The following is a 13,085-nucleotide window of genomic DNA, read 5'->3' as shown; positions in this document are numbered from 1 at the left end:
CGGCCCCAGTGAGGCCGGTCCAGAGTTCACCGACCCCGGCTACAAGACCTACGCCACTTCCAACTGCGCCCGACTGTAAAGTGCGGCGTGCCCACCAATCCCGACCCGCTCCCCGCGATCCTCGCAGAAAAGCTCGCCGCGGCGCTGCGAGAGTTGCCGGGCGAGGAGCTTCTTTTTGCCCAGCCGCGCGCTCCAGTACGGGATGAGCGTGCTGTGCGCGGAACCCGTCACCGGATCCTCCGGCACGCCGGCGCCGGGCGCGAAAAAGCGCGAGACAAAATCGCAATCCGTCCCCGGTGCCGTGCAGATCACACCGAGGCAATCCAGCCGCTCCAGTTCCTTGGGATCCGGCTTGAGGCTGAGGATTTCCTCCTCATTGCCAAACACCGCGAGGTAATCGCGCGTCTTCAAAAGCTCGCGCGGCACCCAGCCGAGCGCGCCGGTTATCGCCGCCGGAATCTGGTCGCAACGCTTCGCCGCCCATGAAGGAAAATCGAGCGTGATCAGGTCCCCATCTTGCGAAGCCCCGAGTTCGCCGATCCGCGTCTGAAAGCGAATCTTTTCCCCGCGATATCCGAGCTCGCGAAAGATCACATGCGCCGCCGCGAGCGTGGCGTGGCCGCAGAGATCGACCTCGACCGTGGGCGTCAGCCAGCGCAGATCGTAGTTCCCATCGCGTCCGACGAAAAACGCCGTCTCGGAAAGATTGTTCTCTCCCGCGATGTGCTGCAGCACGTCATCCGGCAACCATTCATCGAGAGGACACACGCCGGCGGGATTCCCGCCAAAAACCCGTTTGGTAAAAGCGTCGACTTGGAAATAGGAGAGCTTCACATGCCGACTGTGGCAGATGCGTTCCCACGTGGACAACGGGAAAGGCATGCTATGACACTCGGAGGGATGCGCTCCGGATTTCGGCCGCTTGCACGCCGTTCGATACTACGCCTCGCTCCGTTACACATTTCTTCCCGCACCTATAAGCGCACTTCCGCGGGTTCCGGCGATCATTGGTTGAAAACCCCTTTCCCGCCTCTCTACGCCAATTCACGTAACATGTCCGCAGCGTCTTTCACCCCTTGTCTGACGGGAATCGAAGGCCTCGACCACGTTCTTGCCGGTGGTTTGCCCCCCAACCGCTTTTATCTCATCCTCGGCGATCCCGGAGTCGGAAAGACCACCCTTTCCATTCAATTTCTGCTCGAAGGAAAACGTCAGGGAGAGCGAACGCTCTACGTCACGCTCTCGGAGACTCGCGACGAGCTCACCGAAGTCGCGCGCTCGCATGGCTGGTCGCTCGAGGGAATCGATATCGTGGAACTTTCGGCCATCGCGCAACAGCTCACCGAGGATTCGGAGAGCACGCTTTTTCACCCTTCGGAGATCGAGCTGAATGAAATCACCCGGGTCATCCTCGACGAGGTCGAACGAGTGCAACCGCAGCGGGTAGTCCTCGATTCACTCTCGGAACTCCGGCTGCTGGCCGGCAGCGCGTTACGGTACCGGCGCCAACTCCTTGCGCTGAAACAATTTTTCTCGGGTCGCAAGACGACCGTCCTCCTGCTGGACGATGGCGTGGACGTAGCCCGCGATCTCGAAGCTCAGAGCATCGCCCACGGAGTGGTCACCTTGCAAAATCTGGCGCCGGACTATGGCGCCGAGCGGCGCCGCCTGCGCATCCTCAAGCTCCGCGGAGTGAATTTCCGCGGTGGCTATCATGACTACCTCATTCGCCCGGGTGGAATCGAAGTCTTCCCGCGGCTCGTCGCCGCGGAAGATCGGAAACCCTCACATCAAGGCCGGCTCACCAGCGGGGTCGCGGGATTGGACTCCCTCCTCGGCGGCGGCCTGGATGCCGGCACGAGCAATCTGCTCATTGGCCCGGCTGGCACGGGAAAATCCGTGATCGCCACCATCTACGCCCTGGCCGCAGCGAAACGCGGCGAACGGGTGGAGATTTTTTCCTTCGACGAAACCCGCGCGCTTTTCCTCGCCCGCGCGGCCTTCGTCGGGACGGATCTCACCACCTATATCGAAAACGGTACCATCCGCGTCACCCAAATCGACCCCGCCGAAGTCAGTCCCGGTGAACTGGCCCATCGCGTCCGCAACCAAGTGCGCGAGGGAGTCCGGCTGGTCATCATCGATAGTCTCAACGGGTACCTTGCCGCCATGCCGGAGGAGCACCATCTTACGCTCCACCTCCATGAACTGTGTTCCTTTTGTTCCGCCCACAGCGCCACCATGCTCATGCTCGGTGAGCAGACGGGCCTCATCGGACATATGCAGATGCCCATTGACCTCACCTATCTCGCCGACACCGTCATCCTGCTGCGCCACTTCGAAGCCCAGGGTGAACTTCGCCAGGCCATCTCGGTCATGAAGAAACGCAGTGGAGCCCACGAACGTTTCATCCGCGAGATGAGTGTCTCGCAACACGGCGTGCGCGTGGGCGAACCGCTGTCCGACTTCCACGGCGTCCTTTCGGGCACGCCGTTCTTCCATGGGGATCCGTCCAAAATGATCAACAAACGCGATGGCTGATCGCCCCTCCGGACAAGTCCTTATCGCCGCGCCGACGGGGCGGGATGCATTTCTCGCCGCCGATGTGCTCGGGCGGACCGGTGTGCCCACGCTCATCTGCTTGAATCTGGCCGATCTGGCGACGCGGATCAATTGCGATGCCGGCGCCGTGCTGCTGGCGGAAGAAGCGCTCGCCAGCCCCGAGTTCGCCAGCTTTCTGGCGGCGCTACGCGCCCAGCCAACGTGGTCCGATCTGCCCATTCTGTTGCTCACACACTCGGCGCCGCGCGAACACGCGACAGCGATCGTGATCCGCTTGCGCCCGGCAACGTTCGTCACGCTGCTGGAGCGCCCCTTTTCCACCACGACGCTCATTTCCAGCGTGGAGGCCGCCCTGCGTTCCCGCCAGCGGCAATGGCAGGTGCGCGATCTCCTCGCCGAGCGCGAAGCCGCCCAGCGTGCCCTCGCGGAAAGCGAGGAACGTCTGCGCCTGGCCACCGATGCGGCGAACGTCGGCACGTGGGATTTTTTCCCCCTCACCGGCGAGCTGATCTGGAACGACCACTGCCGCGCCCACTTCGGCCTGCCGCCGGGCGCCACCGTGAATTACCAGGTCTTTCTCGCCGGCCTGCATCCCGATGATCGTGTGCGCATGGATGGCGTGATCGCGGCCATGCTCTCCCCCGAGGGCAACGGGCGCATGGACGAGGAGTATCGCACCATCGGTTTCACGGACGGAGTGGAGCGATGGATCGCCGCACGTGGCCGTACGACGTTTGCCGATGGGCGGGCGGTACGCTTCACCGGCACCGCGGTCGATATTACCGAGCGCAAACGCAACGAAGAACGCATCCGCGAAGCCATGGCCCAGGCCGAAGCGGCCAATGCGGCGAAGGATCATTTTTTGGCGACGCTCTCCCACGAATTGCGCACCCCGCTCACCCCGGTGCTCATGTCGCTGGCCGATCACGTGACCAATCCCACGTTGCCGGCGGATTTGCGCGACGATCTCGCCATGATCCGCCGTAACGTGGAACTGGAAGCGCGGTTAATCGACGATCTGCTCGACCTCACCCGTGTCTCGCGCGGCAAGATCGAGCTGCATACCGAAATGGTCGATGTGCACCTCGTGCTGCAGGAAGCGTTGGAAATCTGCACGGCGAATGACACTGTGCGGCGCCAGATCGTGGTTTGTCTCGAGACTGGCGCGAAGCAACACCACCTGCAGGCGGACCGCGCGCGACTGCAGCAGATCTTTTGGAACCTCATCAATAATGCGCTGAAGTTCAGCCCGAACGGCTCGCGCGTGAACATACGCACCTCCAATCCCCGGCCAAACCGCGTGGCTATCGAGGTACGCGACGAGGGCATCGGCATTGCCCCGGAAAAGCTGCCGCATTTGTTCGACGCCTTCGAACAGGGCGGCCGCTCAGTCACCAAGCGCTTTGGTGGTCTCGGCCTGGGGCTCGCCATTTCCAAGGCACTCGTCGAATTGCACAACGGCCAGATCCACGCCCACAGCGAAGGCCAGAATCGCGGCGCCACCTTCACCGTCGAGTTCGACGCCTGCGCCTCCGCGCCGTCCAAGCCGGAAGCGGAAGTCCCCGGCGTCGCGCTGCCTGCAGAGCCGCTGCGGATTCTGCTGCTGGAAGATCACGAAACTACGCTCGCTGTCCTCACGCGGCTATTGCGTCGCGCCGGACATGAAGTGGTTCCGACCAGTCGCGTCCGCGAAGCGCGCGAATTTCTCGAAGCCCAAAGCTTCGATCTCCTGATCAGCGACCTCGGCCTGCCCGACGGCAGCGGCATGGACCTTGTCCGCAGCCTCGACGGCCACGCCATGCCCAGCATCGCCCTCAGCGGCTACGGCATGGATTCCGACGTCCGCGAATGCCTCGAAGCCGGCTTCAAGAGCCACGTCACGAAGCCCGTCGACTGGCAACGCCTCTCCGCGACCATCCAGCAGCTCACATCAAGCGAGCGGTAGTTCGGTGTTCGTTGAGGGCGAAAGGAAAACGCAGAGGCGCAGCGCGGCGAAGCCGCAACCAAAGGCCCCATCCATTTAAACGCAGAGGACGCCGAGAACGCAGAGGGCCGCAGAGAATTGTTGGCGTATGCATTGGGCCATTCGTGCCTATTCGCGTCCATTTGCGGTTGAAAAAAATTTCCGCAGGCTGCGTACACTTTTCAGGTTAGCAACTGCAGGAAAAGGAGCACAGAGGCGCGCCCATTCACTATTCGTTCCCACGCGTCGGAATCATTCGTTTTTGCACCTCCGCGCGCCTTCTTTCCCGACAAAAGTTCTGCGCTTTCCCTAAACGGAAACCAGCATACACTTTCCGCGTATGGGATTCGGAATTGGCATCGTTATCTTTGCCGTTGTCGCCATGGCGCTCCGGTTGCTTGTTGACGTGATGGACGAGGACCGGGTGCGAACTTACATCACCGAACGCCATGGGCGTTTGCTCTCATGCGATTGGACGCCCTTTGGCAAAGGTTGGTTCGGCGAACGGAACAACCGAATTTACGAGGTGCGCTACCTGGATCCCGAAGGCAACGAACATCACGCGGAATGCAAGACCAGCATGTTCAGCGGGGTTTATTTCACCGAGGACCACATCATCCGTTACAGCCGTCACCGCTCTCCGAAACCCCAGGTCAATTCACGCGTTGCCGACCTCGAACGCGAAAACCGCCGCCTCCGCGAGGAACTTAAGCGCGCCAATGGCTCGAATACCTGACTTTGGTATGACCTCTAATGACATGCGTCAGCCCGCGGCGAAGCGGAACGCCCCAGTTGCTTCCCATTTTCCAAAGTTAGCAAAGCGTTTTGGAAATCGAAAAAATAGCTCCGCATTCGCTGCATGAACACGACACGTCTTTTTTTGATTTCACTATGGGTCGCGGGTGTAGCCGTCGCTAACGCCTCAGAGCCCGCGAACTTCATCACTCGGCTCGGCACCTATTCACTGACACCCGATACAGAGTTGCGCTTGTTTCTCAACGAAAATGGTGAAGTCACCTACAGCCTCAAAACAACGACGCCTCAAAGCGATGGCTCGCGCTCCATTTCCGAAACTTCCTCGACTCACGCGGAGCGAGACAAGTCCTTCCTGTTTTTCTGGCACGGTGACACTCATCATCTTTGGTGGGCCACATCTGACTATCTCGAGTTCCTCGACTGGCGAAATCCCTGGGCCACGAAGAGCGTCATTTACGACCGCGCCAGTGGCCTTCGTCTTGAAAACATTCCTCCAGTGTTCCGGGAGACGGTCGAGAAGACTTTTGCGGAGGCGAAAGAGCGATAGAAATCGTGACTATGTCCCGGCACTCACACTGAAATATCAGGGAGCGCGCAGGAGCACGTCCCTCCGTTTTTCTCTGCGACCGCCGCGTCTCCGCGTTTGTCCCCACGGCACCGCGGACTTCTCGCAAAGCCTCGAATCTGCGTTTTAAAAAACAACGCGCCGCCGGATTTCTCCAGCGGCGCGTGATTGAGTTTTAGTTAGTTTCGCGAGGCGCTTTACAGCGTCTTCGTGAACTCTTCGAAGCGGTCGAGGCCCTTTTTGATGACGTCGAGGCTGGTCGCGTAGCTCAGGCGGACGGTGGAGTCGTTGCCGAAGGCCACGCCGGGGACGACGGCGACGTGATGCTTGCTGAGCAGGCGGTCGGCGAAGTTCGTCGAGCTGAGGCCGAGCTGGCTGATGTTCACCAGCACGTAGAAGGCGCCCTCCGGCTTGACCACGCTGACGCGCGGGATGGAGGCGAGGCGATTGATCATGTAGTTGCGACGCATGTCGAACTCTTCGCGCATGTCGGCCACCGGTTGCTGGTCGCCCTTGAGTGCGGCAAGGCCGCCCTTCTGCGCGAACGAGCACGGGTTCGACGTGCTGTGGCTCTGGATGGCGTCGATGGCCTTGGCGATCGACTCGGGGGCGCCGAGGTAACCGAGGCGCCAACCGGTCATCGAGTAGGCCTTGGAGAAGCCATTGATGGTGATGGTCAGGTCGTAGGCGCCGGGAAGGGTGGCGGTGCTGATGTGCTGCACGTCATCGTAGGTGAGCTTCTCGTAGATCTCGTCGGAGAGGATGAGGATTTCCTCGTCCACCGCGACTTCGACGATCGCCTGGAGCTCTTCCTTGGTGTAGACGGCGCCGGTCGGATTGCCGGGCGAGTTGATGATGACCATCTTCGTGCGCGGGGTCATCGCGTCCTGGAATTCATCGGCGCTCATCTTCCAGCCATTCTCTTCCTTGGTCTGGACGAAGACGGGCTCACCACCGGCGAGGCGCACCATCTCAGGGTAGCTCAGCCAGTAGGGCGAGGGAATGATGACTTCATCGCCGGGCTGGATGGTGGCGAGGATGGCGTTGTAGCAGGAGTGCTTGGCGCCATTGCTCACGATGATCTGCGAAGGCTTGTAGGTGAGGCCGTTTTCCGCCTGGAACTTGTCGGCAATGGCCTGGCGCAATTCCGGCGTACCGCTGCTGGGCGTGTACTTGGTGAAGCCTGTCTCGATGGCAGCCTGGGCGGCGGCCTTGATGTGCTCGGGCGTGTCGAAATCCGGTTCACCGGCTCCGAAGCCGCAGACGTCGATGCCCTCGGCCTTCATGGCTTTGGCTTTCGAATCGATGCTGAGTGTAAGGGAGGGGGTGAGGATCGTGGCGCGGTTGGCGAGTTCCATGGCAGGTTTGGTTGGGTTGGGTTTTCGGTCGGGGAAGAAGCAGGGGGCTTACTTTCCGAACCAGCTTTCGATCAGAGGCTTCAAATTGTTTTCCTTGATTTGGACGATGCCCATTTCGCGCTGGGCATTTTCCGCGGAATCCGAGGCGTGCGCGGCATTGACCATGATGGTCGAACCGAATTCACGGCGGATGGTGCCGGGAGGCGCTTTCGAGGGATCCGTCGGCCCAAGGACCTCGCGGATTTTGCGCACGGCATCGACGCCCTGGTAGCAGAGGGCGATGCACTTTTCCGAGCCGGGCTCATTGCGCCGGTCGGCCGGGCAATCGCTGGGCTTGAGGCCGGCCATGAACTTGACGATTTGCTCCCAGTTCTCGCGGCCATTGATCGGGCCGAGGAGGTCGCCGAGCTTGGTCTGCGCTTCGGCGCTAAGGCTGATGCCGAGTTCCTTGTCGAGCACGCGCTTGGCGATTTCGCCCGAGCGGTCGCGCAGCTTGTCCTGCAGCACTTCGAGCACGGGGCCGTAGAATTCTTCGGCCTGGGCGACGCTCATGCGATGCACCTTGCAGGCGATGATGTAGAGGCCGCTGCGGCTGAAGAGATCGATGACGCCGCCGGGACGGGCGTTCGGGAAACGGAAGTTGTCGGGCTTGATGAGGACGAGGGTCTTCTCGACCTTGGTGCCGGTCGGAAAGGAGACGGCTTCATCGAGGAGGCCGCCATCGGCATCCGAGTAGGACGCCCAGAGGAGCAGGTCGGCCTTGGCGGCGACGGCGTCCGGCGGAGCGAGCACGCCGGGTTCGAAATAGGCGACTTCGCCGTGCTCATTGGCCATGTAATCGCCGTAAGTATCGCGGATGGTCTCGCCACTGGTGCGCTCATTCACGATGTGCCCCACGGTGTTGCGGAGCTTCAGCGCCGCGTCCTCGCCCTTGAAGACGAGCAGGAGCACACGTGGCCGGGAACCGGTGCTCGGCGTGAAATTCTGGACGACGTACTTGCGGATGAGCTCCTGGGTGGCGCGATGCCGCGGCTCGGGATCAGTGACGATCGAAGCGGCGTATTTCTCCACGAGCTCGGCGCTGGGGGCAAACATACGCGCGGCTACGAGATCGAGCCCCGTGCGCGAAATCAGACGCGCCAGGATGCCGCCCGTGCGCGACTTGCGGATCGAGTAAGGGGTGACGATCACGTAGGAAAGTTCTTCGGCCATAGATAAAAAGAGCCCGCGCGGATCACCGGAAAATCGTTATTTCACGGCGCGAAACCCACGCAGGCAGGATATTTTATTTAAATTTTTCGGGGTTTTTAAGTGGGGTGGAAAGCTATCGGCAGCTTCCGAAGAGCGTCAACGAGTTTTTCCAGTTAAGATTCGGCCTTGCGGACGCGTGGCCAACCCGCTGACCCATTTCCCTTTGCGCACCAGACGGTCGATTTGCAGGCCGGTTTTGCGGAACGCGGCGACCACTTCCGTCTCCTGGGTGCGCAGGATGCCGGAGAAAACGAGTCGTCCCCCGGGCGCCACCGCGGCGACAATCTTCGGCGCCACTTCCATCAGCAGGTCGCTAAAGAGATTGGCGGCGACGACCTTCCAGGTCCGCGTCGGTTTCCAATCGCGGACGTCGAGCTTCTTGATGGTGACGGCTTTGATGTCGTTGAGCCGCGCATTTTCTTTGGCCGTGCGCACGGCGTGAGGATCGAAGTCGCCGGCTTCCGCTTTCCGGGCGCCGAGCAACCGGGCGGCGAGCGCGAGGATGCCGCTGCCCGCTCCAAGATCGAGCATCTCCCATGGCGCGTCCGCGAGTTCGTCACTGACATCGGCCAGAAAGCGCAAGCAGGTCGCAGTGGTGGCGTGATCGCCCGTACCGAAGGCCATCCCGGCGGGGATCAAAAGGACCGGCCGGTCGCCCGCCTGCTTCTTCTCCGCCTTGCGGGCGCTCTCGCTCCCGACCACGACCAAGCAGTCGCGGACACGAATCGGCGCGGTCACCGCTTCGCTGACCGCGCGCAATTGCTTCTGCACCGACGCCGTCCCGCCAAAAGCCTTCTTCAGCCGCTCCGCTTGGGCTTTGGTCAATTGAAACGCTTCCAGCCGGATGGTCTTCGCGCCGGCCAGCGCGGTGATCGCGAGCCGATCACTCACCTCACGCAAACGTTCCACCCACGCGTCTTCCCATTTGGCCGAAGCCAGTTTTCGCCAGGTATAGTGTGTCTTTGTCACGTTAAGAATCAGTCAGTAGCGCACGGAAACCTGCTTGTTCAAAATGTCGGTCGCCGGTCAACGCGTCGGTCAATCCTTCCTCCTCCATAATGACGAAGGAGATGCAGTCCGTAAGAGACCAAGCCTTGTCGGGGCGGGCATCGTAAAGCTCCAAACCTCGACGAAAATCCTCCGGAGAAACGGGAATGATCCGCGTCGCCGCGTGCTCGGCGAGCGCGTCAAAAGCTTTTCGAAGCCCACGCCGGGCATGCGATTCCGCAAAGGCATCTGCCACTTCCGTGAGCACCCACTGAGTGGTCACTATCTCACCTTCGAAAGCATCTACCCAAGCCCTCACACGGCCATGGTGGCCATCGCGTCGATTGATGAGCGCAACATAGAAAAACGCGTCGGCAAATACTCTCACGGTTTCTTGGCGTGGCCGTGAAGGTAGTGGTCTAGATTTCGAGCAAGATCCGCTGGCATATCATCGGCCAACCCCACCAGCTTCGTATACGGATGCAATGCACTCTTTTTGGTCGACGTCTCTTCCGGCAGGGTGATCTCGAGCTTCGTCCCATCCGGAACATGGACGCCCGGTGGTAACTTGATGGTATCGTTCTCGACCACGACTGTGATGCTCATACGGGGAGAGTACAGCGCTGCGCTTACCGAAGCAAGGTCAGTTCCCTGTGCGAGCACGTGTTCACTTCTTCTTGAAAATAATGATGTGCTGCCGGGGGAGTGTTTCGATGCTTTCCACAAATTCCAGCTCGGGTTGCACGGCCATTTCCTTACGCACCTGGTCGAGACTCATCTTGTGGAGTTCCTTGATCGGCACCGCCGGGTCTTCCTTGCGAAACTCGACGAAGACAATCCGCCCACCCGGCTTCAGCTCCGAGATCATGCTGCGCATCATCTCGTACGGTTTGTCGAATTCATGGTAGACGTCGACCATGATCATCGTGTCGCACGAGGCCGGCGGCAGTTGCGGATCGGTGGTCGTGCCGAGCACGCCTTTCACATTGGTAATGCGGAACATCGCCATGCGCTTCGCCAGCAGGGCAAGCATCTCCGGCTGGATATCGACGCCCTCGACCGTGCCCGAGCCGATCTTCTTGGCGATCTTCCGCGAGATGAAGCCCGAGCCGCAGCCGATATCCGCGACCACTTCGCCGTCCCGGAACTTCAGTGCATCGATCAGCAAATCCGTGCGCTCCTCTTCCTCGCGCTCCGGCCGTTCCAGCCAATCGGCAGCCTGATGTCCCATGACGTGCGCGATCTCGCGGCCGAGATAGAAGACGCCGATGCCACTGCGATCGTGCTCCGCGCGCGTCTCGTAAGGTGGCTGCTGGGGCTTGGCTGCCTCATCGGCGAAGGCCGGGAGCACCAAAATCGAGGCGAGCAGGATGCGAAGGAGGAACGGGGGCATGGCGGGAATGAAAGACGGTCAGCCGCCCGCTGTCCAATCCACATCACCCGGCCTTGTGAGGAGCACTGGCCACGGGTATAGACAGCACGTGAAGCGGTTCTTTCTGGTCCTCCTGCGCTCCATCGTCCTCATTTACCTCGGCACCGTGTTCATCTTCGGATCTCTCCAGAGGAAGCTCATCTACTTTCCTTCCCGGCCACTGGCGGCCGAAAACAAGATGGCTCAACTCGCCGCATCGGTCGGATTCGAGCCATGGCTGGATGCCCACCGGCAGCGCATCGGCTGGAAGCAGGTCCCTCCCGCAGGCGTGCAGCCGAAGAATCGGATGATCGTTTTCCACGGCAACGCCGGCTGCGCCTTTGACCGCGAGCAATACGCCAAGGGCTTCGGCCATCTTCAGCAGGGCGCGGTCTGGCAGACTTTCCTCTTTGAATATCCCGGCTATGACTCACGCCCCGGTACGCCCTCGCAGGAGAGCTTTTGCGCCGCCGGCCGTGCCGCCGTGGAGCAACTCGCCACGGAGGATTCCCGTCCCATCTATCTCACCGGCGAATCCCTCGGCTCCGGGGTCGCCTGCGCCCTGGCTGGCGACCTGCCGCAAAAAATCTCCGGCATTTTCCTCATGACACCCTTCGCCTCCCTCGGCGAGGTGGCTTCCCATCACTATCCCTGGCTGCCCATCCGCCTCATGCTCCACGACCGCTGGGACAACATCGCGGCCCTGCGCAAATACCAGGGGCCGGTGGCCGTCATGATCGCTGGGCAGGACGAAGTGGTCACCGCGGCACAGAGCGAAAAGCTCTACGCCAGTTATGCCGGCCCCAAACAACGCTGGTTCGACACCGACGCGACCCACAACACCGTCTCGAACTCTACTTTCCTCCCCTGGTGGCAGGAGGTCTCGGATTTTCTTATCACTGACACACGCCCGCACTTGTCGTCCCCGTAAACCACGTCCACACTGCGCGGCCTCATGCAGTTCATCCGCGATATCTATGCCGAGGCACGTTTGGCGGGCCGCCCCGTGCTCTCTCTCGAGTTCTTCCCCACGAAGACCGAGGAGGGCGAGCGCAACCTTTTGGAAAAGACGCTGCCCGACTTGATGTCGATCAAGCCCGCCTTCTGCTCGGTGACCTACGGCGCCGGCGGCGGCACCCGCGACAAGACGCTCGGCATCGTGGACCGCATCCAGCGCCACCACAATCTGCCGGCGATGATGCACCTCACTTGCGTGAATTCCACGCGCGAGGAACTCGGCCACGTGCTCGATGAGGCCAAGGGCCGCGGCATCCAGAATATCCTCGCACTGCGCGGAGATCCGCCCAGCGGCGGCGATTTCGTCAAGACCGAGGGCGGCTTCGAATTCTCGCGCGAGCTGGTCTCGTTCATCCGCGAGCGCAGCGGTTTTTCCATCGGCACCGCCGGATTTCCGGAAGGTCACATCGCCCAGCACGCGGGCAAACTCGTCGACTGGCAATATCTCGCCGACAAGATCGCGGCCGGCGCGGATTTCGTGGTCACGCAACTCTTTTTCGACAACGCGGATTACTACGAATTTTACGATCACCTGGTGGGCAAACTGGGCGTCACTGTGCCGATCGTCCCGGGCATCATGCCGATCCTCACCGCTGGGCAGACACGGCGTTTCGTCTCGCTCTGCGGGGCGAAGCTGCCCGCGCAATTCCTGCGCCGGCTCGACGAACTCGACGGCGATGACGAAGCGGTCGCGGCCTACGGCATCGAATACGCCACCGAGCAGTGCGCCTCGCTCCTGGAATTCGGCGTGCCCGGCCTGCACTTCTACACGCTGAACAAAGCCCGCTCGACCGTGCAGATCGTCCGCAATCTCGGCCTGCTCAACGCGTGAAAGTCTACGTCTACGAAAAGTGCGACACGTGCCGGAAGGCGCTGAAGTTCCTCGCGGCGAAAAAGGTTACGCCGGAGGTAATCGCCATCCGGGAGCAACCACCGACCGTGGCGGAACTGCGCAAGATGCTCGGCTACGTGGGTAATGATCTGCGCAAGCTCTTCAACACGGCCGGGCAGGACTACCGCGCGCTCGACATGAAGACGCGGCTGCCGAAGCTCAGCGTGGATGAAGCGCTGCAACTGCTGTCTTCGAATGGGAACCTGGTGAAGCGCCCTTTCGCGTTGACGAAGAGCAGTGGCACCGTCGGTTTCCGCGAGGAGGAGTGGGAGCAGTTGCTCGCGGGTGACCGATAACTTGGCGTCTCACGCCAACCAAAAAAA

Annotated in this window: 14 protein-coding genes; 7 read left to right on the top strand and 7 right to left on the bottom strand. The window is 61.2% G+C overall.

The window, feature by feature from the left end:
• Nucleotides 1-48 precede the first annotated feature (48 nt).
• Nucleotides 49-882, bottom strand: a complete 834-nt coding sequence (locus tag CFE428DRAFT_RS11920) for a PhzF family phenazine biosynthesis protein (protein WP_006979793.1) — start codon at nucleotides 880-882, stop codon at nucleotides 49-51.
• 171 nt (nucleotides 883-1,053) lie between these two features.
• On the opposite strand from CFE428DRAFT_RS11920, the gene CFE428DRAFT_RS11915 reads away from it, so the two are divergent.
• The 4 genes from CFE428DRAFT_RS11915 to CFE428DRAFT_RS11900 all read left to right on the top strand — a co-directional run bounded on the left by CFE428DRAFT_RS11915 (nucleotide 1,054) and on the right by CFE428DRAFT_RS11900 (nucleotide 5,828).
• Complete coding sequence (locus CFE428DRAFT_RS11915) at nucleotides 1,054-2,541, top strand: ATPase domain-containing protein (RefSeq protein WP_006979792.1); 1,488 nt, start codon at nucleotides 1,054-1,056, stop codon at nucleotides 2,539-2,541.
• Nucleotides 2,534-4,507, top strand: coding sequence for an ATP-binding protein (locus tag CFE428DRAFT_RS11910; RefSeq protein WP_006979791.1), 1,974 nt, complete (start codon nucleotides 2,534-2,536; stop codon nucleotides 4,505-4,507). The genes CFE428DRAFT_RS11915 and CFE428DRAFT_RS11910 overlap by 8 nt, the downstream gene beginning before the upstream one ends.
• Nucleotides 4,508-4,865: 358 nt before the next feature.
• Nucleotides 4,866-5,261, top strand: a complete 396-nt coding sequence (locus CFE428DRAFT_RS11905; protein WP_006979790.1) for a hypothetical protein — start codon at nucleotides 4,866-4,868, stop codon at nucleotides 5,259-5,261.
• Nucleotides 5,262-5,384: 123 nt separating this feature from the next.
• Nucleotides 5,385-5,828, top strand: coding sequence for a hypothetical protein (locus tag CFE428DRAFT_RS11900; RefSeq protein ID WP_006979789.1), 444 nt, complete (start codon nucleotides 5,385-5,387; stop codon nucleotides 5,826-5,828).
• Nucleotides 5,829-6,043: 215 nt separating this feature from the next.
• Here the strand turns inward: CFE428DRAFT_RS11900 and CFE428DRAFT_RS11895 are convergent, their stop codons facing one another.
• The 6 genes from CFE428DRAFT_RS11895 to CFE428DRAFT_RS11870 form a co-directional block, all read right to left on the bottom strand.
• Nucleotides 6,044-7,204, bottom strand: a complete 1,161-nt coding sequence (locus CFE428DRAFT_RS11895) for a pyridoxal phosphate-dependent aminotransferase (RefSeq protein ID WP_006979788.1) — start codon at nucleotides 7,202-7,204, stop codon at nucleotides 6,044-6,046.
• Between the two features lie 48 nt (nucleotides 7,205-7,252).
• Entirely contained in the window at nucleotides 7,253-8,416 is a 1,164-nt protein-coding gene (locus CFE428DRAFT_RS11890) for a nucleoside-diphosphate kinase (protein WP_006979787.1), read from the bottom strand.
• Nucleotides 8,417-8,551: 135 nt separating this feature from the next.
• Nucleotides 8,552-9,424, bottom strand: coding sequence for a 50S ribosomal protein L11 methyltransferase (locus CFE428DRAFT_RS11885; protein ID WP_006979786.1), 873 nt, complete (start codon nucleotides 9,422-9,424; stop codon nucleotides 8,552-8,554).
• A gap of 1 nt (nucleotide 9,425) precedes the next feature.
• Complete coding sequence (locus tag CFE428DRAFT_RS11880) at nucleotides 9,426-9,830, bottom strand: type II toxin-antitoxin system VapC family toxin (RefSeq protein ID WP_042724860.1); 405 nt, start codon at nucleotides 9,828-9,830, stop codon at nucleotides 9,426-9,428.
• Nucleotides 9,827-10,048 (bottom strand): hypothetical protein, encoded by a 222-nt coding sequence (locus tag CFE428DRAFT_RS11875; RefSeq protein ID WP_006979784.1) that lies wholly within the window; start codon nucleotides 10,046-10,048, stop codon nucleotides 9,827-9,829. Before CFE428DRAFT_RS11875 ends, CFE428DRAFT_RS11880 begins: the two co-directional genes overlap by 4 nt.
• Before the next feature lie 61 nt (nucleotides 10,049-10,109).
• On the bottom strand, nucleotides 10,110-10,835 hold the full coding sequence (locus CFE428DRAFT_RS11870; RefSeq protein WP_006979783.1) for a class I SAM-dependent methyltransferase: 726 nt from the start codon (nucleotides 10,833-10,835) through the stop codon (nucleotides 10,110-10,112).
• 88 nt (nucleotides 10,836-10,923) lie between these two features.
• Here CFE428DRAFT_RS11870 and CFE428DRAFT_RS33495 point away from each other — a divergent pair, with 88 nt between their 5' ends.
• The 3 genes from CFE428DRAFT_RS33495 to CFE428DRAFT_RS11855 are packed head-to-tail and all read left to right on the top strand — an operon-like array spanning nucleotide 10,924 to nucleotide 13,058.
• Nucleotides 10,924-11,784 carry an alpha/beta hydrolase gene (locus tag CFE428DRAFT_RS33495; RefSeq protein ID WP_049975620.1) on the top strand — a complete coding sequence of 287 codons (861 nt, stop codon included), beginning with the start codon at nucleotides 10,924-10,926 and terminating at the stop codon, nucleotides 11,782-11,784.
• Between the two features lie 24 nt (nucleotides 11,785-11,808).
• Nucleotides 11,809-12,702 (top strand): methylenetetrahydrofolate reductase [NAD(P)H], encoded by an 894-nt coding sequence (metF, locus tag CFE428DRAFT_RS11860; RefSeq protein WP_006979781.1) that lies wholly within the window; start codon nucleotides 11,809-11,811, stop codon nucleotides 12,700-12,702.
• Nucleotides 12,699-13,058: a Spx/MgsR family RNA polymerase-binding regulatory protein gene (locus CFE428DRAFT_RS11855; protein ID WP_006979780.1), complete on the top strand. Its 360-nt coding sequence runs from the start codon at nucleotides 12,699-12,701 to the stop codon at nucleotides 13,056-13,058. The genes metF and CFE428DRAFT_RS11855 overlap by 4 nt, the downstream gene beginning before the upstream one ends.
• Nucleotides 13,059-13,085: the final 27 nt, after the last annotated feature.

It is taken from the genome of Chthoniobacter flavus Ellin428 (assembly GCF_000173075.1).
In the GTDB taxonomy this organism is placed as follows: Bacteria; Verrucomicrobiota; Verrucomicrobiia; order Chthoniobacterales; family Chthoniobacteraceae; genus Chthoniobacter; species Chthoniobacter flavus.
Note: the sequence above shows the minus strand (reverse complement) of the source record. Positions and strands in the feature narration are given on the sequence as shown.

Excerpts from the sequence above, each read along its gene's own strand:
- CFE428DRAFT_RS11920 (WP_006979793.1), bottom strand. The coding sequence starts at position 882 with ATGCCTTTCCCGTTGTCCACGTGGGAACGCATCTGCCACAGTCGGCAT.
- CFE428DRAFT_RS11915 (WP_006979792.1), top strand. The coding sequence starts at position 1,054 with ATGTCCGCAGCGTCTTTCACCCCTTGTCTGACGGGAATCGAAGGCCTC.
- CFE428DRAFT_RS11910 (WP_006979791.1), top strand. The coding sequence starts at position 2,534 with ATGGCTGATCGCCCCTCCGGACAAGTCCTTATCGCCGCGCCGACGGGG.
- CFE428DRAFT_RS11905 (WP_006979790.1), top strand. The coding sequence starts at position 4,866 with ATGGGATTCGGAATTGGCATCGTTATCTTTGCCGTTGTCGCCATGGCG.
- CFE428DRAFT_RS11900 (WP_006979789.1), top strand. The coding sequence starts at position 5,385 with ATGAACACGACACGTCTTTTTTTGATTTCACTATGGGTCGCGGGTGTA.
- CFE428DRAFT_RS11895 (WP_006979788.1), bottom strand. The coding sequence starts at position 7,204 with ATGGAACTCGCCAACCGCGCCACGATCCTCACCCCCTCCCTTACACTC.
- CFE428DRAFT_RS11890 (WP_006979787.1), bottom strand. The coding sequence starts at position 8,416 with ATGGCCGAAGAACTTTCCTACGTGATCGTCACCCCTTACTCGATCCGC.
- CFE428DRAFT_RS11875 (WP_006979784.1), bottom strand. The coding sequence starts at position 10,048 with ATGAGCATCACAGTCGTGGTCGAGAACGATACCATCAAGTTACCACCG.
- CFE428DRAFT_RS11870 (WP_006979783.1), bottom strand. The coding sequence starts at position 10,835 with ATGCCCCCGTTCCTCCTTCGCATCCTGCTCGCCTCGATTTTGGTGCTC.
- metF (WP_006979781.1), top strand. The coding sequence starts at position 11,809 with ATGCAGTTCATCCGCGATATCTATGCCGAGGCACGTTTGGCGGGCCGC.